The organism is Bordetella genomosp. 8, assembly GCF_002119685.1.
GTDB lineage: Bacteria > Pseudomonadota > Gammaproteobacteria > Burkholderiales > Burkholderiaceae_B > Bordetella_C.
The window spans coordinates 3,605,261-3,627,345 of sequence record NZ_CP021108.1; the positions used below are offsets into that span (position 1 = coordinate 3,605,261).

23 protein-coding genes are annotated in these 22,085 nt (G+C 65.6%); 9 read left to right on the plus strand and 14 right to left on the minus strand.

The annotated features are described in order from the left end of the window. Positions 1-5 precede the first annotated feature (5 nt). Genes CAL12_RS16295 through CAL12_RS16305 form a run of 3 tightly spaced genes read right to left on the minus strand, consistent with a single transcriptional unit; the run spans position 6 to position 2,658 of the window. Positions 6-800, minus strand: a complete 795-nt coding sequence (locus CAL12_RS16295) for an ABC transporter ATP-binding protein (RefSeq protein WP_086065597.1) — start codon at positions 798-800, stop codon at positions 6-8. Beyond that, positions 800-1,600 (minus strand): ABC transporter permease, encoded by an 801-nt coding sequence (locus CAL12_RS16300; protein ID WP_198298255.1) that lies wholly within the window; start codon positions 1,598-1,600, stop codon positions 800-802. The genes CAL12_RS16295 and CAL12_RS16300 overlap by 1 nt, the downstream gene beginning before the upstream one ends. 56 nt (positions 1,601-1,656) lie before the next feature. Further along, positions 1,657-2,658, minus strand: coding sequence for an ABC transporter substrate-binding protein (locus tag CAL12_RS16305; protein ID WP_086065598.1), 1,002 nt, complete (start codon positions 2,656-2,658; stop codon positions 1,657-1,659). Between the two features lie 254 nt (positions 2,659-2,912). On the opposite strand from CAL12_RS16305, the gene CAL12_RS16310 reads away from it, so the two are divergent. Continuing rightward, entirely contained in the window at positions 2,913-3,824 is a 912-nt protein-coding gene (locus CAL12_RS16310; protein ID WP_086065599.1) for a LysR family transcriptional regulator, read from the plus strand. A gap of 45 nt (positions 3,825-3,869) precedes the next feature. Here CAL12_RS16310 and CAL12_RS16315 read toward each other — a convergent pair whose 3' ends face one another. Continuing rightward, positions 3,870-4,808, minus strand: a complete 939-nt coding sequence (locus tag CAL12_RS16315) for a 3-hydroxyacyl-CoA dehydrogenase (protein WP_086065600.1) — start codon at positions 4,806-4,808, stop codon at positions 3,870-3,872. A 239-nt stretch (positions 4,809-5,047) separates the two neighbouring features. Here CAL12_RS16315 and CAL12_RS16320 point away from each other — a divergent pair, with 239 nt between their 5' ends. After that, on the plus strand, positions 5,048-6,151 hold the full coding sequence (locus CAL12_RS16320; protein ID WP_086065601.1) for a mandelate racemase/muconate lactonizing enzyme family protein: 1,104 nt from the start codon (positions 5,048-5,050) through the stop codon (positions 6,149-6,151). Positions 6,152-6,262: 111 nt separating this feature from the next. Next, on the plus strand, positions 6,263-7,375 hold the full coding sequence (locus tag CAL12_RS16325; RefSeq protein WP_086065602.1) for a PHB depolymerase family esterase: 1,113 nt from the start codon (positions 6,263-6,265) through the stop codon (positions 7,373-7,375). Between the two features lie 141 nt (positions 7,376-7,516). Here the strand turns inward: CAL12_RS16325 and CAL12_RS16330 are convergent, their stop codons facing one another. From CAL12_RS16330 to CAL12_RS16365, 8 genes are all read right to left on the minus strand, one after another. Continuing rightward, positions 7,517-9,247, minus strand: a complete 1,731-nt coding sequence (locus CAL12_RS16330; protein WP_086065603.1) for an ABC transporter substrate-binding protein — start codon at positions 9,245-9,247, stop codon at positions 7,517-7,519. An 89-nt stretch (positions 9,248-9,336) separates the two neighbouring features. Beyond that, positions 9,337-9,645 carry a DUF2160 domain-containing protein gene (locus tag CAL12_RS16335; RefSeq protein WP_086065604.1) on the minus strand — a complete coding sequence of 103 codons (309 nt, stop codon included), beginning with the start codon at positions 9,643-9,645 and terminating at the stop codon, positions 9,337-9,339. Between the two features lie 9 nt (positions 9,646-9,654). Further along, on the minus strand, positions 9,655-10,467 hold the full coding sequence (locus tag CAL12_RS16340) for a carbohydrate ABC transporter permease (protein WP_086065605.1): 813 nt from the start codon (positions 10,465-10,467) through the stop codon (positions 9,655-9,657). Further along, positions 10,460-11,350 (minus strand): carbohydrate ABC transporter permease, encoded by an 891-nt coding sequence (locus CAL12_RS16345; RefSeq protein WP_086065606.1) that lies wholly within the window; start codon positions 11,348-11,350, stop codon positions 10,460-10,462. The genes CAL12_RS16340 and CAL12_RS16345 overlap by 8 nt, the downstream gene beginning before the upstream one ends. Further along, entirely contained in the window at positions 11,347-12,480 is a 1,134-nt protein-coding gene (locus tag CAL12_RS16350) for an ABC transporter ATP-binding protein (protein WP_086065607.1), read from the minus strand. The genes CAL12_RS16345 and CAL12_RS16350 overlap by 4 nt, the downstream gene beginning before the upstream one ends. Continuing rightward, positions 12,480-13,583 (minus strand): ABC transporter ATP-binding protein, encoded by a 1,104-nt coding sequence (locus CAL12_RS16355; RefSeq protein ID WP_086065608.1) that lies wholly within the window; start codon positions 13,581-13,583, stop codon positions 12,480-12,482. Before CAL12_RS16355 ends, CAL12_RS16350 begins: the two co-directional genes overlap by 1 nt. Before the next feature lie 110 nt (positions 13,584-13,693). Next, positions 13,694-14,650, minus strand: coding sequence for a Bug family tripartite tricarboxylate transporter substrate binding protein (locus CAL12_RS16360; protein ID WP_086065609.1), 957 nt, complete (start codon positions 14,648-14,650; stop codon positions 13,694-13,696). A gap of 103 nt (positions 14,651-14,753) precedes the next feature. After that, entirely contained in the window at positions 14,754-16,193 is a 1,440-nt protein-coding gene (locus tag CAL12_RS16365; protein ID WP_086065610.1) for an MFS transporter, read from the minus strand. Between the two features lie 193 nt (positions 16,194-16,386). Between CAL12_RS16365 and CAL12_RS28105 the strand changes: the two genes are divergently transcribed. Together CAL12_RS28105 and CAL12_RS16370 are read left to right on the plus strand one after the other, a co-directional pair. Then, positions 16,387-16,650, plus strand: coding sequence for a hypothetical protein (locus CAL12_RS28105; RefSeq protein WP_157793015.1), 264 nt, complete (start codon positions 16,387-16,389; stop codon positions 16,648-16,650). A gap of 50 nt (positions 16,651-16,700) precedes the next feature. Further along, on the plus strand, positions 16,701-17,300 hold the full coding sequence (locus CAL12_RS16370) for a DNA-3-methyladenine glycosylase I (RefSeq protein ID WP_086067933.1): 600 nt from the start codon (positions 16,701-16,703) through the stop codon (positions 17,298-17,300). Between the two features lie 6 nt (positions 17,301-17,306). Here the strand turns inward: CAL12_RS16370 and CAL12_RS16375 are convergent, their stop codons facing one another. Then, complete coding sequence (locus CAL12_RS16375; RefSeq protein WP_086065611.1) at positions 17,307-18,131, minus strand: alpha/beta fold hydrolase; 825 nt, start codon at positions 18,129-18,131, stop codon at positions 17,307-17,309. A 352-nt stretch (positions 18,132-18,483) separates the two neighbouring features. Here CAL12_RS16375 and msrB point away from each other — a divergent pair, with 352 nt between their 5' ends. After that, the gene (gene msrB, locus CAL12_RS16380) at positions 18,484-18,930 is read left to right on the plus strand and encodes a peptide-methionine (R)-S-oxide reductase MsrB (RefSeq protein ID WP_086065612.1); all 447 of its coding nucleotides are present in this window, start codon (positions 18,484-18,486) and stop codon (positions 18,928-18,930) included. Beyond that, positions 18,930-19,448, plus strand: coding sequence for a peptide-methionine (S)-S-oxide reductase MsrA (msrA, locus tag CAL12_RS16385; RefSeq protein ID WP_086065613.1), 519 nt, complete (start codon positions 18,930-18,932; stop codon positions 19,446-19,448). The genes msrB and msrA overlap by 1 nt, the downstream gene beginning before the upstream one ends. A gap of 109 nt (positions 19,449-19,557) precedes the next feature. On the opposite strand, the gene CAL12_RS16390 is transcribed toward msrA, so the two are convergent. Next, the gene (locus CAL12_RS16390) at positions 19,558-20,745 is read right to left on the minus strand and encodes an MFS transporter (protein WP_086065614.1); all 1,188 of its coding nucleotides are present in this window, start codon (positions 20,743-20,745) and stop codon (positions 19,558-19,560) included. Between the two features lie 108 nt (positions 20,746-20,853). Here CAL12_RS16390 and CAL12_RS16395 point away from each other — a divergent pair, with 108 nt between their 5' ends. Together CAL12_RS16395 and CAL12_RS16400 are read left to right on the plus strand one after the other, a co-directional pair. Continuing rightward, positions 20,854-21,633, plus strand: coding sequence for an AraC family transcriptional regulator (locus CAL12_RS16395; protein WP_086065615.1), 780 nt, complete (start codon positions 20,854-20,856; stop codon positions 21,631-21,633). Between the two features lie 112 nt (positions 21,634-21,745). Beyond that, positions 21,746-21,955, plus strand: a complete 210-nt coding sequence (locus CAL12_RS16400) for a hypothetical protein (protein ID WP_086065616.1) — start codon at positions 21,746-21,748, stop codon at positions 21,953-21,955. The last annotated feature ends 130 nt before the right edge of the window (positions 21,956-22,085 follow it).

Below are 22,085 nucleotides of genomic sequence, written 5' to 3' on the forward strand. Positions count from 1 at the left end.
GCTGTTCAATGCGTGTGGTTATAGGTGGACGGCGCCTCCTGTGGCGCGGAATCGCCGCCGATGGCCCGTTCTATCAAGTGGTGCATGTCGGCCATGCAGGCCGGGTCGGCGCGCTGCCGTGCGTCGATGGAAAGCTCCAGGGCGACGCGCGCCGGCGCCGCCAGCACCAGGATGCGATCGGCGATCTCCAGCGCGTCCTCGATGCGGTGGGTGACGAACACGCAGGTCTTGTGCTGCTCCCTGACGATCTCCGCGAAGTCGCGCCGCAGCGTCTGCGAGGTCACGTGATCGAGCTGGCTGAACGACTCGTCCAGCAGCACCAGGGCCGGATCGACCGCCAGCGCCCGCGCCAGCGACACGCGCTGCCGCATGCCGCCCGACAGCTCGACCGGGTATTTCTCGCAGGCATCCTGCAACTTGACGCGCGCCAGCCAGTCCCGCGCGCGCTGGCGGGCCTGCTTTTTCGGCACGCCCAGCAGCAGCAGCCCCAGCTCGACGTTCTCCTGCGCCGTGCGCCACGGCAGCAGGCGATCGGTCTGGAAACTCACGGCCAGCTTGCCGCGCAAGGCCTCGAAATCCTCAGCGGGATCCACGCCGGCCACCTGTACCGAGCCGGCGTCGGCCACGGAGGTTCCCATCAGCAGGGACATGACCGTACTCTTGCCGGCCCCGGTCTGGCCCAGCAGGGCCACCGTTTCGCCTTCCATCACTTCCATGGTCAGATGGTCGATGGCCGTGTGGCTGCCGAAGCGCTTGACGACATCGCGCAGGGCAATGATGGTGTTCAGGTCAGGATTCATCAGCGCACCTGTGCCTCTTTGCGCCAGCCCAGGAAGCGACGTTCCGCCCAGCCGGCCAGCCATTGGAATACCAGGTTCAGCATCACCAGCAGGAAGGTCCAGGCCATCACCTGGTCGATGCGGAAAGTGGACTGCGCGAAACTCATGCGCGAGCCTATGCCGATGGCGGACGCGACAAGCTCGGCGAAAATCACCATCCGGATCGCATAGCCGATCACCGACTTGGTGGTCAGGAAGATGTACGGGATGATGTGCGGCGCCACCAGGAAGCGCAGCATCTGCCAACGCGAAGGACGAAAGCTTTCCAGCATGTCGACCCATTCCGTCGACAAGGCCCGCACGCCTTCGTACACGTTCAGCGCATAGAACGGCATCAGGATGACGGCCAGGATGAAAAATATCCGCGCTTCCGGATCCTTGAACCAGAACACCGCCAGCAGCATCCATGACAACGCGGGTATCCCGGTATCGATGATCACCACGGCCTTCAGATAGGGGCCGATGCGCCGCGACGTCCCCATCAGCAAGCCGATGATCACCCCGGCCAGCGCCGAAAACACGATGGCGGCGGCCAGCCGCGCCAGCGTCACGGCGACATGGAAGAGATCGGTGCCGAACAGGCCCGCCAGGGCCTTGGCGATCGCCTCCGGCGACGGCATCACGTAGTCGGGCACATAGTTGCTGGCCACCTGCATCGCCACCAGCAGCAGCACGACGACGCAGATCAAGGCCTTCAGGTCGCGCCGGTCGCGGCCGCCGCGCTTGTCCGGCCTGGGCGGGATGGGCGTACGACTGGTCATGGGCGCATGGCGGGACACGGGTTTCGCGCTCCGTACGGCGGGGATGTCGGCTGGATTCATGACGCGAAGAACCCCCCGTCGACGATCCTGGGCAAGGCGCCGCTGCGCTGCAGGAATTCGTTCGCCACCAGGATGGACCGGCGTCCCGCTTCCGTTTGCATGGAAGCGTGCTTGAACTCCATCCGCCGGGACTCGATGGCGGTCTTCAGCACCTCGGGCGAGGTGCCCGAATTGGCGCCCGCGATCTTCACTGCCTCGTCCGTGTGCGCCATGATTCCTTCGATGCTTTGCTGGAAGGTCCGGTTCAACCGTTCCACCAACCCGGGATCGCGCGCGATCGCATCCTTGCGCACCGCCACGCCGAAATAAGGCAGGTCCAGGTTCAGCTTCTGGCGGAAGGCCACGCCGGCGCTATACAGCACCCGCATGTCGGGCACGCGCTGCAGGCCCATCGACACATTCGGCTCCCAGGTCAGGCCGGCGTCGGCGCGATTGGCCATGACCAGGGTGACGGATGCCGCGGGGTTGTCGACGTTCTGGACAGTGGCAACCTTCTCCAGGTCGATGCCGTCGATCTCCTGCATGATGGCGCGCATCATCCTGTACGTGCCCGTCGACTGCGGCGCGGCCAGTGTCTTTCCCTGAAGGTCCCGCAGCGTGCGCACCGCCTGCTCGCGGGTCACGATATTGATCATGTTGCCCGTGGTGACCGAGCAGACGTACTGCAACGGCACGCCAGCCAGGTAGCGGGATGCGAAGGTATCCCAGCTCCCGATGCAGACGTCGTAATTGCCGGCGACGAAATCGTTGTAGTAGGTGCTGACCGAGGTATACGAGGTGGGCTTCCCCAGGGCCAGGCCATTCGCCTTGGCGAGCTGCTTCGCCGTTATGTAGTCGGTGAGCAGCGTCGTGAATCCCGGCGTCAGGTTGGCCCATTTCAGGGGCGTCTGGGCGCGTGCGGGTCGACTGATCCAGGACCCCATCCCGAGGATGGCCGCCGGCGCCAAAGCCGACGCGGTCCGCAGCAGCGCCCGGCGCGATAGTGCGCGTCCGTTCATGCCTAGTCTCCGTTATATTTTTGCCTCCCGTGATCGCTGGCGCGGCCGCCGGCGTCCGGTGAGTGAGTGAATGGTAGGATAGGCGCGCCGTTCAGAATAGCTACGGAATCGGGACGGGCGTTCCAGTGCTGGAACGCTGCGCTGCGGCATTTTGTGGTCTCATCCGCTTGCCGCTTCCGGTCGGCAGCTTTATCCGCATAGCGAGTCGGCCGTACGGCTTGCTCCATTTGGCTCCACAACCCCATCGCGGTGTCATGGCAGAAAGGCTCGATCTCAACTCGCTACGGCTTTTCTACGAAGTGGTGAACGCGCAAAGCATCTCGCGCGCGGCCGCCGAACTGGGCCTGCCCAAATCGTCGATCAGCCGCAAACTCAGCGACCTGGAAAGGGATATGGGAACGGCCCTGCTGAAGAAAGGGCCACGCAAGCTGACGACCACCGAAATAGGCGCGCGCTTCTACGAGCATTGCCGCCGCGTGGTCGATGAAGTCGAACAGGCGCGCAACGAATCGGCCACGCTGCAAACCGAGATGCGCGGCGTGCTGCGCGTCAGCATCCCGATCGACTTCGGCATGTCCTGGATAGGCCGGGCGCTGGCCGAGTTCGTGCAGGCCTACCCGGAAATCGAACTGGAAGTGGACGTCAACAGCCGCACCGTCGACCTGCGCGAAGAACCCTACGACCTGACGATACAGCTCGGCCCGATCAAGGATACGGACCTGATCTACCGGCGGCTGGCCACGCTGACGCGCGGCGTCTACGCCAGCCCGGAGTATCTGGCGCGCCGCGGCGTGCCCCTGGCGGTGGACGACCTGCACCGCCACGACTGCATCATCACCGCGCAACAGCGCGTGGATGGCATCTGGACGCTGCGCAACCAGGCCACCCATCGTTTCGCCACCATCCATGGCAAGGTGGTGGTCAACAACATTTCGATCGCGCGCGAAATGGCCATCGGCCATGTCGGCATGTGCATGCTGCCCAATCTGATGTGCGGCAACGACCTGCGCGCCGGCCGCCTGCGGCGCGTGCTGGAAAACTGGGAAAGCCCGTCCATGCACGCCACCGCCATGGTGCTGAGCCGCAAAGGCATGCCGCAGAAGATCCGCACCTTCCTGGATTTTTTCTCTGAAAGGCTCAATATCGACGATCGCGCGCTGCGCTGAGCGTGCGGCCGTCACCGCACAGGTAATGATCGCCTTTGCCTTGCGCTAGCCCTCGTCGTCTCCGCTCCGCTGCTTGTGGCGCATCAAGCGCATCAGTTGTTCGTCGCGCCAGAAGCGGCGCGATGCCAGTTCGTCCGCCGGCAGCGCCGCGCGCCGCTCGCGCGACAGCGTTTCCAGCAGCGCGGCATCCCAGGCCGGCGCTTCGGCCTGCGACGCGCCGATGGAGGCGTACATCGCGCCGTAGCGCGCGCAATAATCGGCGATGCCCTCGGGCGCATTCAGGTCTATGGTTTCCAGCGGCCCCATGAAGGCCCAACGCAGCCCCAGGCCGTCTTTCACGGTGGTGTCGATATCTTCCACGCTGGCGACCCCATCGCGCACCAGCCGCATGGCCTCCTGCAGCAAGGCGCCCTGCAAGCGGTTCAGGATGAAGCCTTCGATTTCCTTGCGCACCACCACGGGCCGCTGCCCGACGGCATTCAGGATCTCCCGCGTGCGTGCGATCGCCTGCGCGGACGTCCAGGGAGCGCCACTGATCTCCACCACCGGAACCAGATAAGGGGGATTGACGGGATGCGCCACCAGGCAGCGTTCGCGATGCACCAGGTCGCCGGTGAACAGGCTGGCGGGGATGCTGGACGTCGAGCTGGCCAATATCGTATCGGGGCCGGTCAGCGCATCCATGCGGGCGAACAGCATGCGTTTCGCGTCGACTCGCTCGGGAGAGTTCTCCTGCACGTATGCCGCCCCGGCCAGGGCGGCTTCCAGCGTCACCGCGGTTTCCACGCGCCGGGCAATGCCGGCGGCATCCTGCAGCAGGCCGTGCGCCTGCAAGGCGTGCAGCTGCCGCTCGATCAGGTCGCGCGCCTCCGGCAATCGATCGGCGTCCACGTCGTGCAGCCGGACCTGCCAGCCCGCGCGCGCGAACACGATCGCCCAGCCTTGCCCCACCAGACCCGCACCGACGATGGCCGCGATGGACATGTCATTGCCTCTGTAGCGTTTCTACGGTTCAGCCGTCCGTGGCGATGGACGGGCCTATGAAGCTGCGCGCGGCCGGGTAATCCCTGATTTACCGTGCTTGAAGCGCCACGACAGAATCGGGCAGCACCCGGTCGCCTGCGCAAAAAAATATATCACAGACGTATTGCCCGGCATGAAGCCCCGCGCCGGTCCGCGCCAGTGGCTAGGCGCTCCCATCGGGGCCTACAACAGGAGCACGCATGGCCGCCATCGTTGCCGTCGAGATATTGCTCGTCAATCTGCAACCCAAGGTCAAACGCACGGACGCCGTCCAGAGTTTCGAATGCCAGGAAACGCCCATGGTCCGCATCCGCGATGCCGACGGCATGGTGGGCACGGGCTACAGCTACACCATCGGCACCGGCGGCTCGTCGGTAGCGCGTCTGCTGGACGACCACCTGGCCCCGCTGTTGATCGGCCGCGACGCGGACGACATCGAAATGCTATGGCGCGATCTGTTTTTCCGCGTGCACGCCACCACGGTGGGCGCCCTCACGTCCATCGCCCTGGCCGCTATCGACACCGCCCTGTGGGACCTGCGCGCGCGCCGCGCCGCCCTGCCCCTGCACAGGCTCGCCGGCGGCGCCAAGGATGGCATCGAGATGTACTACACCGAAGGCGGCTGGCTGCACCTGGACGAAGCGCAACTGGTCGACGAAGCCTTGCGCGCCCAGGAAGCCGGCTTTGGCGGCACCAAGATCAAGGTCGGCCGTCCGCACGTGGCGGAAGACATGCAACGCCTGTCGGCGGTGCGCGACGCCGTCGGGCCCGGCTGGGACGTCATGACCGACGCCAACCAGGGCTTCAACCTGAGCGAGGCCATACGCCGCGCACACTGTTTCGAGGCCCTGGACATCGCCTGGTTCGAAGAACCCATCCATGCCGACGACGTCGACGCGCACCGCCGCCTGTGCGCGTCCACCACGGTGCCCATCGCCGTCGGTGAATCGCTCTACAGCGTGTCGCAGTTCAAGGATTACCTGCAGGCCGGCGCGTGCACCATCGTCCAGGTCGACGTCGGCCGCATCGGCGGCATCACGCCGTGGCTCAAGGTCGCGCACATGGCAGAAGCGTACAACGTCCCGGTATGCCCGCACTTCCTGATGGAAATCCATGTGGCGCTGTGCTGCGCGGTGCCCAACAGCCGCTGGCTGGAGTACATTCCGCAGCTCGACATGGTCACCGCCACCGGCATGCGCGTGGAACGGGGCCGCGCCATTCCTTCCGCCGAACCCGGCCTGGGCATAGACTGGGACTGGGACAGGCTGAAGCACTTCCAGGTGCACCGTACGGAACATCGCTAGTGCCCGCCGCCCCGGCCAGCGAAACTTACTGTATCGGCGTATGAATACGCCCTGACGAAGAAGCAAGGACGCATAGACTATCCGCAATCCGGATCGTCACAGGAGCGTCCGATGAATATCGTTCGGCAAGGCATATCGATTCTTGCGGCCGGCATCATGCTGGCGCAACCCGCTGTTTCCCTGGGCCAGGGCGCCGCGCAACCGGCCGGTGCCGCCACCCGCGCTGTTGCCGTTACGCCGCTGAACATCGATGCCACCCGCATCGCCGTGGCGGGCATCTCGTCCGGCGCGTACATGGCCGTGCAGGCGCAGATCGCTTATCCGGACCTCTTCGCGCGTGCCGGCGTGCTTGCCGGCGGGCCGTACCAATGCGCCGAAGACAGCATGAATACCATGATCCAACGTTGTATGGCACAGGATGCGCCCTCGTCCGCCGATATCGGCCGCTTCGTCGCGACGACGCTGAAGCGATCGCAGGACGGCAGCAACGGTCCGCTGGACAAACTGAAGAACGGCATCGTGTACATGCTGCACGGGACCTACGACACAGTCGTCCTGCCGGCGGTCGCCGAGTCGGCCGTGGCGTACTACACCGAACTGAAACAGCAGGCGGGGCTGACCGGGTTGTCCATCACGGACGACAAGGACCGGCCTTTCGGGCACACCTTCCCCACCGCGCTGGCGCCACCCAGCGCGCCGGCCGGCGGCGGCCCGCCGACCTCGCCGGACGATTGCAAGACATCGGTCCCGCCCTATCTGGGACACTGCGGCTTCGACGCCGCCAAGGCCATACTGGATCACCTGTATCCCGAAATCGATGCGGGCAAAGTCAGATCTTTCGGTCCGGGAACGCTGCAGCAGGTAACGTTCTCGAACTTGCCGCAAAACGCCTATATGGAAAACTGGGCCTACCTGTACACGCCGGCAGTCTGCGGGAACGATCAAGCGTGCGGGCTGGTGGTGGCGCTGCATGGGTGCAACCAGAACTACACCGCCATCAAGGATCTTTTCGCCAAGGTATCCGGCTTCGATCGCTGGGCCGCGACCTTCCGCGTTGCCATACTGTATCCACAAACGCAAACCTTCACCGGCAACTACGGGGGCTGCTGGGATTGGTGGGGCTACACGAACGCCGACTATGACACGCGCAAAGGCGTGCAATTGCAGTGGATAGCCACCGCCGTGCAACAGCTCGGCGGTCCGGCGGCTGCGCCAGGACGTTGAGCTCGCACGGACCGCGGGATGCGGGCCGGGATCCAGCCCCGGACGCAATCCCCGGATCCCGGGCGGGGACGCATGATCGGGATGCAGGATGGGGGCAAGGATAGCGGGCCGGACCATGGCCGGCGCCGCCATCGCTTCGGGCTAACGCACCTTGCCTTCCTTCCAGGCCTGCAGCAGCTTGTCATAGGCGATGGTTTCGCCCTTGGGCTTTTCGTTGGCCAGCTTCTTCCACGGCGCGTGCTCGTCCGACAGCCACTTGGACGGGTCGCTGCGCGGATTCAGCTTGGGCGCGCACTGCGCCATGCCGGCGCGCTGCAGCCGCGCCATGACCTGGTCTATCTCGCTGGCCAGGCTGTCCATGGCCTGCTGCGGCGTCTTTTCGCCCGTTACGGCGGTGGCAATGTTGTTCCACCACAGCTGCGCCAGCTTGGGGTAGTCGGGTACATTGGTGCCGGTCGGCGTCCAGGCGACCCGCGCGGGGCTGCGGTAGAACTCGATCAGGCCGCCGTAGTTGTCGGCGTTCCTGGTAAAGAAGTCGCTATGGATATCGCTGTCGCGGATGAAGGTCAGGCCGGTAATGGACTTCTTCAGCGACACGCTCTTGGACGTGACGAACTGCGCGTACAGCCAGGCGGCCGCCATGCGGTTGGGATCGGTGGACTTGAAGAAAGTCCATGAACCCACGTCCTGGTAGCCATTCTGCATGCCCTCCTTCCAGTACGGACCGTAGGGCGAAGGCGCCATCCGCCATTTCGGCGTGCCGTCGGCATTCACCACGGGCAGTCCCTTCTTGGTCATGTCCGCCGTGAACGCCGTGTACCAGAAGATCTGTTGCGCGACCTGGCCCTGCGCGGGCACCGGTCCGGATTCGGAAAACGTCATGCCCATCGCCTGCTGCGGCGCATATTTCTTCATCCAGTCCACGTACTTGGTCAGGGCATATACCGCGGCGGGACTGTTGGCGGCGCCGCCACGCTCCACCGACGCGCCCACCGGCGTGCACTTGTCATCCGCCACGCGTATGCCCCATTCATCCACCGGCATGCCATTGGGCAGGCCCTTGTCCGCCGTCCCGGCCATCGACAGCCAGGCATCGGTAAAGCGCCAGCCCAGCGACGGGTCCTTCTTTCCGTAGTCCATATGGCCATAGACGCGCTTGCCGTCCAGGTCCTTGACGTCGTTGGTGAAGAAATCCGCGATGTCTTCATAGGCCGACCAATTGGTGGGCACGCCCAGGTCGTAACCGTACTTGGCCTTGAACTTGTCCTGCAGGTCCTTGCGGGCGAACCAGTCCGCGCGGAACCAGTACAGGTTGGCGAACTGCTGGTCGGGCAGCTGGTACAGCTTGCCATCCGGCGCGGTGGTGAAGCGCGTGCCGATGAAATCCTTCAGGTCCAGGCCGGGATTGGTGTACTCCTTGCCGGCGCCGTTCATGTAATCCGTCAGCGGCAGGATGGCGCCATAGCGGTAGTGCGTACCGATCAGGTCGGAATCGGAAATCCAGCCGTCGTAGATCGACTTGCCCGACTGCATGGAAGTCTGCAGCTTCTCCACCACGTCACCTTCCTGGATGATGTCGTGGTTGACCTTGATCCCGGTGATCTCCGCGAACGCGCGCGCCAGCGTCTTGGACTCGTATTCGTGGGTGGTGATGGTTTCCGACACCACGTTCACTTCGTTGACGCCCTTGGCCTTCAGCTTGGCCGCCGCATCGATGAACCATTTCATCTCCGCCATCTGCTGGTCCTTGGACAGCGTCGAGGGCTGGAACTCCGAGTCTATCCACTTCCGCGCCTCCGGTTCGCCGGCCCAGGCGGCGGGCGCCCCGATCAGGGCGATGGCGGCTGCCACGGCATGCATGCGCAATTTCATGAGCTGTCTCCTCGATAGGCCCTTCCCTGTTGTGCTGCGGACGCGGCCGGGAAAGGCGATGGCCGTGGTCCTTGAAACGGGGGTACCGCTTATCCCTTGCGCAACACCAGCGCCAGTACCAGCATGGAAATGACGAAGCTGATCCACACCGACGGCGGCTCGTCCAGCGAAAACCATGCGGTGAAGCGTTCGCCCAGGCCGACGAAGGCCAGGTTCACCCAGGCCGCGCACATCAGTCCGATGAACAGGCGATCGCCGCGCGTCGTCGCGATCGGCAGGAAGCCCTTGCGCAGACGCGTCGGCGAGCGCAGCTCCCACACGGTCATGCCCGCCAGCATCAGCACGACGCAGCCGAAGAACACGGCGACGGGCGTGGTCCATACCATCCAGTCGAACATGGCGTACTCCTACACCCGGCCCATCGCGAAGCCCTTCGCGATATAGCGGCGCACGAACCAGATCACGATGCCGCCGGGCACGATGGTCAGCACGCCGGCCGCGGCCAGCACGCCCCAGTCCATGCCGGCGGCGGATACGGTGCGGGTCATGGTGGCGACGATGGGCTTGGCGTTGACCGAGGTCAGCGTGCGCGCCAACAGCAGTTCGACCCAGCTGAACATGAAGCAGAAGAACGCGGTCACCCCCACCCCGGCCTTGATCAGCGGCAGGAAAATCGTCAGGAAGAACCTGGGAAAGGAATAGCCGTCCACGTAGGCGGTTTCGTCGATCTCGCGCGGCACGCCGGACATGAAGCCTTCCAGTATCCAGACCGCCAGCGGCACGTTGAACACCAGATGCGCCAGCGCCACGGCGATGTGCGTGTCCATCAATCCCAGCGACGTATACAGCTGGAAGAAGGGCAGCAGGAATACCGCTGGCGGCGTCATCCGGTTCGTCAGCAGCCAGAAGAACACATGCTTGTCGCCGATGAAGCTGTAGCGCGAGAACGCGTAGGCGGCCGGCAGCGCCACCGCCAGCGAGATCGCCGTATTGATCGCGACGTAGATGAGCGAATTGATGTAGCCCGAGTACCAGGCCGGATCGGTGAAGATGGTCTGGTAGTGCCGCAGGGTGAATTCGCGCGGCCATAGCGTCAGCGCCCCGACGATTTCGGTATTGTCCTTGAACGACATGTTCAGCATCCAGTACAGCGGCAGGATGGCGAACAGCAGGTACAGGATCAGGAAGACGCTGCGCCAGACGATGGGCTGTTCACGCATGGTCGCTCTCCTCGTCCAAGGCGCCGGACGTGCCGGCCCGCTGGATCCAGTTGTACAGGACGAAGCACAGCAGCAGGATGATCAGGAAGTAAACGATGGAAAACGCCGCCGCCGGCCCCAGGTCGAATTGCCCCACCGCCTTCTGCGTCAGGTATTGCGACAGGAAGGTCGTGGCGTTGCCCGGCCCGCCGCCCGTCAGGACGAAAGGTTCGGTGTAGATCATGAAGCTGTCCATGAAGCGCAGCAACACTGCGATCATCAGCACGCCGCGCATCTTGGGCAGCTCGATGTAGCGGAACACCGCCATGCGCGAGGCGCCGTCGATGCGCGCGGCCTGGTAGTAGGCCGGCGGTATGGCGCGCAGGCCGGCATAGCACAGCAGCGCGACCAGCGGGGTCCAGTGCCAGACGTCCATGACCAGCACCGTGATCCAGGCGTCCACGTCGTCGCCGGTGTAGTTGTAGTCCACGCCCAGCCATGACAAGGTGGCGCCCAGCAGCCCGATATCCGTGCGGCCGAACACCTGCCATATCGTGCCGACCACGTTCCAGGGGATCAGCAGCGACAGCGCCACGATGACCAGCACGGCGGACGCCTGCCAGCCACGCGCCGGCATGCACAGGGCCAGCAGTATCCCCAGCGGAATCTCCACCGCCAGCACGGCCAGCGAAAAGCCGATCTGGCGCCACAAGGCCTTGTGCAGCTCCGGATCCTGCAACACCGAGGCGAACCATTCGGTGCCGACGAACACGCGCCGGTCCGGCGCAATGATGTCCTGCACCGAATAGTTGACGATGGTCATCAAGGGCAGGATGGCGGAAAAGGCCACGCACACCACCACCGGCAACACCAGCAGCCAGGCCTTATGGTTGACCGGTTTCATCGCGTCTGCTCCTCCGCCGGATAAGCACGGCTGTACGGGTTCAGTATCGACAGCCACGCGGTCCCCCCGGCCGCGGGCAGGCCGTATCCATCCAGCGCGCCGCCGCCCGCCATCGGCGCGGCGTGGCCGCCGTCCAGCGGCAGGCGCGCGCGCAGGGCATGGCCTTCGAATGCGCCGGTCAGCAGCAGATAGGTGCCGATGTCCTGCAAGCGGGTCACCGATACCGGCAAGGCGCCCGGGGTATCCGGCGCGCAGGGGCGTACGAACTCCGGCCTTATGCCCAGCGTGAACGCGCCCGACGCGGGCAGCATGCCGGCCAGCTCCTCGGGGGGCTCGCCCAGCGTACGCGTACCCACCCGCACGCGGCCCGCTTCCAGGCATGCCGGCAGGAAATTCATGCCCGGCGAACCGATGAAGTGACCGACGAAGGCATGGGCCGGGCGCAGGAAAAGATCGTCGGCCGTGCCGACCTGCATCACTTTGCCGCGCGACATCACCATCACCTGGTCGGCGAAGGTCAGCGCCTCGGTCTGGTCGTGCGTGACGTAGACCAGCGTCAACTTGAATTCCTGGTGGATCTCCTTGAGCTTGCGGCGCAGCTCCCATTTCAGGTGGGGGTCGATGACCGTCAGCGGCTCGTCGAACAGGATGGCCGACACGTCGCTGCGCACCAGCCCGCGCCCCAGCGATATCTTCTGCTTCGCATCGGCCGCCAGCCCGCTCGCGCGCCGGTCCAGCACGGCGGAAAGCTCCAGCATCTCGGCGATCCGCCCCACCCGATCGCGCACGCGGGACTCGGGCACCCCACGATTGCGCAGGGGAAAGGCCAGGTTCTGCGCCACCGTCATGGTGTCGTACACGACCGGGAACTGGAATACCTGGGCGATGTTGCGCTGCTGCGGAGTCTGGTCCGTCACGTCGCGGCCATCGAAGCGGACGCTGCCCGCGGACGGGCGCAGCAGGCCGGATATGCAGTTCAGCAAGGTGGTCTTGCCGCAGCCGGACGGTCCCAGCAAGGCGTAGGCGCCACCGTCGCGAAAGGTGTATTGCAAGGGCAGCAGCGCATAGTCCTCGTCCCGCCGCGGGTGTGGCACATAGGCGTGCGAGAGATCCAGCTCGATGCTCGCCATCAGCGCGCTCCCGCCGGCGCGGCCGCCGTGGCGCCACCATAGGCGGGCGCCGCCAGCAGCGCGCCGGCGGCATCGAAGGCGTAGGTCTGCGCCGGATCGAAATACAGGCGTATCGACTGCTCCAGTCCGAAGCGATGCACACCCGTCAGTTGGGCGACCAGGTCTCCCGCCACGGTACGGGTATGCACGAAGGTATCCGAGCCGGATATCTCGGCCAGCCTGACGGTGCCTTGCACGGACACGCAGCCAGGCCTTTCCTGGAGGTGCAGCGCGCCGGCGCGCAAGCCGGCCGTGATCTCGCCCGCGGCATCGACGCCCGCCGGCAGGTCCCTGGGGACGCGCGTGCCGTCTTCCAGCACGAAACCTCGGCTATCGCGCCGCGCGCGCAGCAGGTTCATGGGCGGATCGCTGAATACGCGCGCCACGCGTATGGAACGGGGCCGGTGAAAGACCTCGGCGGTCGGGCCGTACTGCAGCAGTTCGCCCGCGTCCAGCACGGCGGTATGGCCCCCCAGCAGCAAGGCTTCCGCGGGGTCGGTGGTCGCGTAGACCACCGTGGCGCGGCCTTCCTGGAACAGCTCGGTGAGTTCATCGCGCAGTTCTTCGCGCAGCTTGTAGTCCAGGTTGACCAGGGGCTCGTCCAGCAGGACCAGCGGGGCGTCCTTGACCAGGGCGCGCGCCAACGCGACGCGTTGCTGCTGGCCGCCGGAAAGCTCGGCCGGATAACGATCCAGCAGATGATCGATGTGCAGGCGAGCCGCCATGGCCCGCACGCGCTCGTCCACCCCCTGGGCGCGGCGCAGTCTCAAGGGCGAAGCGATATTGTCGTGGACGTTCATCGACGGATAGTTGATGAACTGCTGGTACACCATGGCGACGTTGCGCTCGCGCACGGATACCCGGGTGACGTCGACGCCGTCCACGCGGACGGCACCCTGCGTAGGCCGGTCCAGGCCGGCCATGATGCGCATCAGCGAGGTTTTGCCCGCCTGGGTAACCCCTAGCAGGACAGTCATGGCTCCGGGTTTCGGAGCCAGGTTCATCGGATAAAGCAGGACTTGTGATCCCGCTTGCCGTTGAATCCCTTCCAGCACCAGCTGCATCGCGTCTCCCGGCGATATTGCTGCGTGATGGCCTGTACCCAGGCTCTAGCTTTCGTATAGCTTTCCGCTTTTGTACAGAAACATCGACGCCGCCGCAAGCGCGCGGGACATCAATCCACTTCGGCGCCCGAGGACTTCACCGCCGCGCCCCATTTGGCGATCTCGCCCTTGACGAACGCGCCCGTCTGGGCCGGCGTCATGGCCATGGGTTCGGCGCCGCGTTCGCGCAGATAGCTTTGCATGGCGGGTGAATTCAGGATGGCGCCGATGCGCTGGCTGAGGAAATCCACGATGGGCGCCGGCGTATCCTTGGGCACCAGCACCGCCGCCCAGCCTATGGCCTCGAATCCGGGATAGCCGGATTCCGCGACGGTCGGCACGTCGGGCAGCTGAGGCAGGCGCCTGGCGGTCGTCACCGCCAGCGCGATCGCCTTGCCGCTTTGCACATGCGGCAGCCCGGCCGTCACGGAATCCACCATCAGCGGCACCTGGTTGCCCAGGAAATCCGCCTGCGCGGGCCCGCTGCCCTTGTACGGAATATGGCGTATGTCGATGTTCGCCGCGGATTTGAACATTTCGGCCGACAGGTGCTGGGTGCCGCCGATGCCGGCGCTGGCGTAGGCCAGCTCGCCTGGCTTGGCCTTGGCGCGCTCCACCAGTTGCCGCAAGGTCTTGATGCCCGATTGCGGATTGGACAGGAACATCAAGGGCACGGAAAACACGCCAGTCACCGGCGCGAAATCGTTCGCCAGGCTGTAGTCCAGCTTTTTGTACAAGGTCTGGTTGACCGCCGCGGCGCTGCCGGCAATGACCAGGGTATAGCCGTCGGCGGGCGAACGCGCCGCCTGGGCCATGCCGATGTTGCTGCCCGCGCCCGCCCGGTTGTCGACGATGATGGGCTGCTTCAGCTCCGCGCCCAGCTTTTCCGCCAGCGCGCGCGCGAAAATGTCGGTCGCCTGCCCGGGCGGAAACGGCACGATCATGCGGATGGCGTGATCGGGATAATCGGCGTGCGCGGCCAGGGCGGCCGCCGCCAGCGTTGCGCCGGCAATCAATTGTTTGTACATGGTCCCCTCCAGGATGCCAGTCTTTGCGAGGTTCGCATTATGGCCGATGGCGGGGACCGTGCCGCCCTGCTCCGCCCCTCTGCTCTACGGTATCGGCGCCGTGTTATGCAGAGGTCGCCAGCGCGGCCAGCCGCGCACGGCGCCGCCATTCGTATGCCACGGTGCACAGCACCAGCAGGCCGACCACGACGAACTCCATGGTGAGCACGCCCGACGCCCCTTCCAGGTAGTTCCCGCCGGGCGCGTTCAGGAAATGCGTCAGCACCGAACCGGAAATCGCCGGGCCCAGGCCCAGCGCGCTCTGCTGCACCGTGGACAGCGTCGCGCTGCCCGATCCGGCGTGCTCCGGCGGCACCTCCGACAGGCCTATGCGGAAAAAGCACCCGACAATGAAAGCCTGGCCAAAGCCGATCGGGATCGTCGCGGCCATCAGGTTGAGCACCGTGGGCTCCGGCCACACCGAACGGAATGTAAACAGCAACGCCAGCACGCCCGCCATCTGGATCAGGCAGCCGATCACCAGCACCGGCGCCTTGTCGAAGCGCACGACCGCCCTGTTGGTCATGAGGGAACCGACGAAATAGGCGGTCCCCATCGCGATGAAGGTATTGCCCGAGGCCAGCGGCGACATCCCCGCGCCCGCCTGCAGCGTCAGCGCCATCGCGAACATGAAGCCGCTCCAGCTGGAGAAGAACAGGACCGCGATGCACAGGCCGAAACGTATGCTGGACAGGCGCAGCAGCGATGGCGGCAGCAGCGGGAAGGCCTTGCGGCGTTCCTGCCGCAACTCCACCTTCCACAGCGCATACAGCAGGAAAGGCACCGCGCCCAGCATCGCGCGGTATTCCCAAGGCCAATGCAGCACCGGCCCCAGGGCTACGGGAATCAGCAGGCAGAGGATGACGATGGCCAGCAGCCAGGTCCCGGGCCAGTCGATGCGCGCGGGGTGCGACGATCGCGTTTCAGGCAGCAGCCGCCGCGCACAGGCCATCACGACCAGGCCGATAGGCAGATTGATCAGGAACACGCTGCGCCAGCCCAGGCCGCCCACGTCCAGCGACACCAGCAGCCCACCCAGCACCTGCCCGACGACGAAGGCCAGTCCGCCGACCGCGCCGTACAACCCCAGCGCGCGCGAATGTTCCTGCCCGCGCAAGCTCACATGTATGGTGGCCAGGATCTGCGGCACCGCCAGCGCGGCAGCCACCCCTTGCAGCACGCGCGCCGCCAGCAGCACCCAGACCTGGCCTGCCAGGCCGCACAGCAGCGATGCCACGGTAAACAGCATCACGCCCCACCAGAACACGCGCCTGCGACCATAGTTGTCGCCCAGGCGTCCGCCCATCGCCAGGCATACGGCGAAAGCCACGCCATAGACGGCGACGATCAACTCCAGCTCCATTTCGCTGGCGTGCAGCGAGCGCGCCATCGCGTCCAGCGCGACGTTCACGATGGAGAAATCGATCATGGGCAGCAGTTGGCCAGCCAGCAGCAGGTAAAGGCCCGCCCGGCCGAGTTGTGCATTGGTAGTGGGAGCAGTCATGAGACGGCCGGCGCGAGCGAACCAGCAGGATCCACGGCACCGCGATCGTAGGAAAAGTCGAGGCGGCCAGTATATTTTGCGCTGCAGTAAATATTAGGGAAATCCCTGTTGAGCTCAGGGTCGGTGCGCGCGGACAGGAACCGCCGTCGTGGCGCTCGTACTCACGCGACTCCTTCGACCCCAGGAGTTCATCGTGAGCATCCCGTCCATCGGCTCCGGCCATCAACCCGCCTACGTGGCGGCTCCACCGACGTCGCCGCGCCCCCCGGCACCGGCGCAAACCGCGCCTGACAGGGCGATGGCCGCGATGGCCGCGATGTCGGCGTCGGCCAGTACGGACGTCGTCACCGACATCCTGTCCCAGCTGACGACGACCGACGTCTCGCAGCTCGGCCAACTCCTGATCAACGGGGCCGACAGCGGCAGGCCGCGTCCGCGCGCGGCGGCGACGGCGTAGGCCGCCCTGCCGCTACAATGCGCCGGTTCACCGAACCGGACTTGCCCGCCATGACGACGCCCCATCCCCACCGCTGCGGCTGGGCCGACAACGATGCCCTGATGCGCGACTACCATGACCAGGAATGGGGCGTCCCGCAGCACGACAGCCGGATGCTGTGGGAAATGCTGATGCTGGAAGGCTTCCAGGCCGGTTTGTCCTGGATCACAGTCCTGCGCAAGCGGGATGCTTTCCGGGACGCGTTCGACAACTTCGATCCCGCCATCGTCGCGCGCTATGGTGACGACGACGTGGAGCGGCTCATGGCCAACCCGGGCATCATCCGCGCCCGCGCCAAGATACTGGCCACGATAGCCGGCGCGCGCATCTACCTGGACATGCAGCGCAACGGAGAAAACTTCGCCGACTTCTGCTGGTCCTTCACCGGCGGCGCGCCGATACAGAACGACGGCAAGTCATGGGTGGCGTCCTCGCCCCTGTCGGAAACCATATCGAAGGAGCTGAAGCGCCGCGGCTTCAAGTTCGTCGGCCCGACCATCGTCTATGCATGGATGCAGGCCGTAGGCATCGTCAACGACCACGCCGCCGACTGTTTCCGGCGGCCCCAGGTGGCGGCGCCACCCGGCAAAGCCCGGCGCCGCGCCCGATGACGCCCGCTATTCCTGGATAAAGGCCAGCAGGTCGGCGTTGATGACATCGGCGTGCGTGGTGCACATGCCGTGCGGATAGCCCTTGTAGACCTTGAGCGTGCCGTGCTTCACCAGCTTGGCGCTCAGCAGCGCCGAATCTGCGATGGGAACGATCTGGTCGTCATCGCCATGCATGATCAGAACCGGCACGTCGATCTGCTTCAGGTCCTCGGTGAAGTCGGTTTCCGAGAACGCCTTGATGCAGTCGTAGTGCGCATTGGCCGCGCCCATCATGCCCTGTCGCCACCAGTTCCTGATCGCGCCTTCGGATACCTTCGCGCCGCTGCGGTTGAAGCCGTAGAACGGCCCGGTGGGCACCTCCAGGAAAAACTGCGCGCGGTTCGCCGCGAGCGCCTCGCGGAAGCCGTCGAAGACTTCCAGCGGCAAGCCGCCGGGGTTCTTGTCGCTCTTCACCATGACGGGCGGCACCGCGCCGATCAGCACCGCCTTCGCCACGCGGCCCTTGCCATGCCGCGCCACGTAACGCGCGACTTCCCCGCCGCCGGTCGAATGCCCCACGTGTATGGCGTCGCGCAGGTCCAGCGCCGCCGCCAGTTCGGCGACGTCGGCGGCGTAGGTGTCCATTTCGTGGCCCGTCGCGGTTTGCGAGGAACGACCATGGCCGCGACGGTCATGAGCGATCACGCGGTAGCCTTTATGCAGGAAGAACAGCATCTGCGCGTCCCAATCATCGGCGCTCAATGGCCAGCCATGATGGAAAACGATGGGCTGTCCTGTCCCCCAATCCTTGTAGAAGATCTCGGTACCGTCCTTGGTCTTGATCGTGCTCATTGAAGCCCTCTGCATAAGTGGGAAGACAGTCCAGTGCGCGCGTGGATCGCACGGCGCCTGGAACACGGTTGCGCGGCCCGAGCCGGGCCGCACATGGTCGGCCGCGGCGATGTCAGGATGATGACCGGCTCCCCGCGAGCGGGCCGGGCATGCGGCCCGACGGCCGGCGTTGGAAGGGTATAACGCAGTCCCCCCTATCGTCCATCCCGGAGCCCCCGCATCAGCCGTTGGGATATGACCTGTGGCCGCCGCGGCGGAACTTATACTCGCCCTGGGCATCCGAGCGTGGCAGGGGTTGAAACGCGGCCGGATTCCCCCATTTAGTCGTACTTCCCTGTCCAAGGAGCGCACAATGCCCAGCTACATCAAGGATCCGGACGCCATCGCGCGGCTCACGCCCGAGCAGTATCGGGTCACCCAGGAAAGCGCCACCGAGCGCCCGGGCACCGGTGAATACCTGGACAACAAGGAACCGGGCATCTATGTGGATATCGTGTCCGGTGAACCGCTGTTCGCGTCATCCGACAAGTATGAATCGGGTTGCGGCTGGCCCAGTTTCACCAAGCCCATCGAACCGACCAATATCAATGAACTGCGCGACAGCTCGCACGGCATGATCCGTACGGAAGTCCGTTCCACCCATGGCGACAGCCACCTGGGCCACGTATTTCCCGACGGCCCGCGCGATCGCGGTGGCCTGCGTTATTGCATCAATTCGGCGGCGCTGCGTTTCATTCCCCGCGACCGGATGGAAGCGGAAGGCTACGGCGCCTATCTCGATCAAGTGGAGGACATCTGATGAACCAGGAACGCGCTGTACTCGCCGGGGGTTGCTTCTGGGGAATGCAGGACCTCATACGCCGCTTCGATGGCGTACTCTCCACCCGCGTGGGCTATACGGGCGGCGATGTCCCCAACGCCACCTACCGCAATCACGGCACGCATGCCGAAGCCATCGAAATCATTTTCGACCCGGCCAGGACCAGCTATCGGCAGCTGCTGGAATTCTTCTTCCAGATCCACGACCCCACCACGCGCAATCGCCAGGGCAACGACGTCGGCACCAGCTACCGGTCCGCGATCTACTACACCAGTCCTGAACAGAAACGCGAGGCCGAGGACACCATCGCCGACGTCGATGCGTCCGGCCTGTGGCCGGGCAAGGTGGTCACCGAAGTCGCGGAAGCCGGGCCGTTCTGGGAAGCCGAGCCGGAACACCAGGACTATCTGGAGCGCATTCCCAATGGCTACACCTGCCATTTCGTGCGTCCCAACTGGAAGCTGCCCCGGCGCGCGCAGACCGCCGGCGCGAACTGAGCTTGCCACTTAGGGCGGGCGCGGCGCCGGCGGCCTTGCCGGCCCGCGCGCTGCCGTGGGGCCAAGCCCGCCGCTTTCAGCGGTTGCCTTTGGCCTGGCCGGCAGCCACCTAGCCCGCGGGCATCTGCCGCGCCCGGCCCGCCAGCCCGCCGAACACCGCCATCACGATGGCCAGCACGACACCGCCCGCCATCACCGCATCCCAGCTGCCCGCCACGTCGTGCGCGCGCCCGGCCAGCGTCGGACCGGTCGCCGCCAGCAGGTAACCCACGCCTTGCGCCATGCCGGACAGCGAGGCCGCCTGGTGTGCATGGACGACGCGCAGGCTCATGAACATCAATGACAGGATGATCGCGCAGCCGGAACCCGCGCCGAATAGGATGGCCCAGACCGTGGACCAGCCCGGCGCGTAGATGAAGCCGAGCAGGGCGACGCCCATGGCCAGCGCCGCCGCCACCGCAATCGCCTTCTGGTTATGCATGCGGGCCACCAGCGCCCCCAACACCAGGCCGGGCAGCGCGCAGGCCAGCTGCATCAGGCCATGCATAGACCCGGCCTGCGCCTCGCTGTAGCCGTGCTCGTTCAACATGCTGGGCAGCCAGGCCACCAGAATGTAATACAGCAGCGAGTTGATGCCCATGTACAGCGTGACCTGCCAGGCGATGGGCGAGCGCCACACGCGTCCGCCATGCGGAACGGCCGCGGTCCCGCGCGCGGGTGCGGTATGCGCACCCAGCTGCGTGCTCCAGATGGCCAGCGTGATGAGCGGCAGGACGATCACCATGCCCAGCGCGGACTGCCAGCCATAGGCGTGGCTCAGAGGCACCGCCGATGCCGACGCCCCCGCGGCGACGCCGCCCATCATCAGCGCGCAAATGCCCGTCACGACAGGCACGTGGGCAGGAAAATCGCGCTTGACCAGGCTGGGCAGCAGCACGTTGGCCACCGCGATACCGACGCCGATGATCGCCGTGCCGCCATACAGCGCCCACAAAGGGCCGCACCAGCGCACGATCACGCCGCCCACGATGACCAGCAGCGCGCCAAACAACGCCCGTTCCATGCCTTGGGCGCGTGCGAACGACGCGGCGAAGGGCGAGATCACCCCGAACGCCACCAACGGCAAGGTCGTGAGCAGGCCGGCCTGGGCGCGCGTCAATCCGTAAGTGGCCTGGATCATGTCCAGCATGGGCGCGACGCCGGTCACCGGCGCGCGCAGCACGCAGGCGATCAGCAGCAGGCCTGTGAGCAGCAAAAGCGGCCTTGCGACGGGAAGGCGTACCGTTTCTGTAGACATGGGATAGCAATAAAAAGGAAATGGAACCAGACCGCAACCATACGCGTAAACCCTTACTAGGAATTTAGCTACTATGCCAATAAATCTCTAAAACCTGACAACCTCAACATGCTCCTGGACGACCTGCTGATCAACTTCTGCCTGGATGGCGCCGGCCCGGTCGCCGGGATGCGGCTGGAAGCCGCGGATCACGGCAGCGAAATCCCGGTCCACCACCACCGCCAGGGCCAACTGATCCTGACGATGGAAGGCGGCGTGACCTGCGAAGTCGCCGGCGCCGTCTGGATGGTGCCACCACGCTATGCGGTATGGGTGCCCGGGATGATGCCGCACAGCATCCGCGCCACCCCGAACGCGCGTATCTGCTACCTGTACGTCCAACCCGGCGCGGCCCCGCTGCCTGGCGAATGCTGCACGCTGGCGATTTCCCCGCTGGTGCGCGCCTTGATCCTGGACATGGCGGACCAGCCGCCGGACTATCCGGCTGAAAGCCGCACCGGCCGCAAGGCTGCCCTGCTGCTGGAAGAACTGGCGGTCATGCCGGTGGAACGCCTGCACCTGCCGATCTCCGACGAACCCCGCATGCGGCGCATCGCCACGATGCTGGCCGACAACCCCGCGGACCGCCGCACCCTGGCGGAATGGGCCCACCTGGTCGCCATGAGCGAGCGATCGCTGGCAAGGCTGGCGCGCCAGGAAACCGGCATGACTTTCGGCCGCTGGCGCCAGCAGCTGCACCTGATCGTCGCGATGCGGGAACTGGCGGCCGGCCTATCCGTCCAGCGCGTAGCCGAAGAACTGGGCTACGAGTCGGTCACCGCCTTCATCACCATGTTCAAGAAAGCGGTGGGCAAACCGCCAGCGAAGTATTTCGCCTCGATAGGCTGACGCGACCGCGGAACCCATGCCGGCCGGCGGGGACTGACCGCGCTGCTTTGGTCCGCCCAAAGCAGCGCCACGCGACGGCCGTCGCGTGGTTTCCCAAGCTGAAGGACATCTCGTGCGTTTCCGCCATTCGATATCGCTGTCCATGGGCCTCGCGGCCCTGGCATTCACCACTGCATGCACCTGGAAGGACGCGTATTACGCCGTCCAGGGTTCGCACCAGAACCAATGCCGGTTCCTGGCGGATGTGCAGGAGCGGCAACGCTGCCTGCAGACCACGAGCTACGACACCTACGAAAGCGAACGCCAGAAAATGCGGCCGTGATGCGGCTCTGATGCCGCCCCGATGCCGCCCTGACGCGGCGCTTCGGCCGTCGCCACGGCGGCGAACACTTGGGTTATCGTCAGGCGCACCGATACGCAACACGGGGGCCGTCCGCGGCCCGCGATGTCCA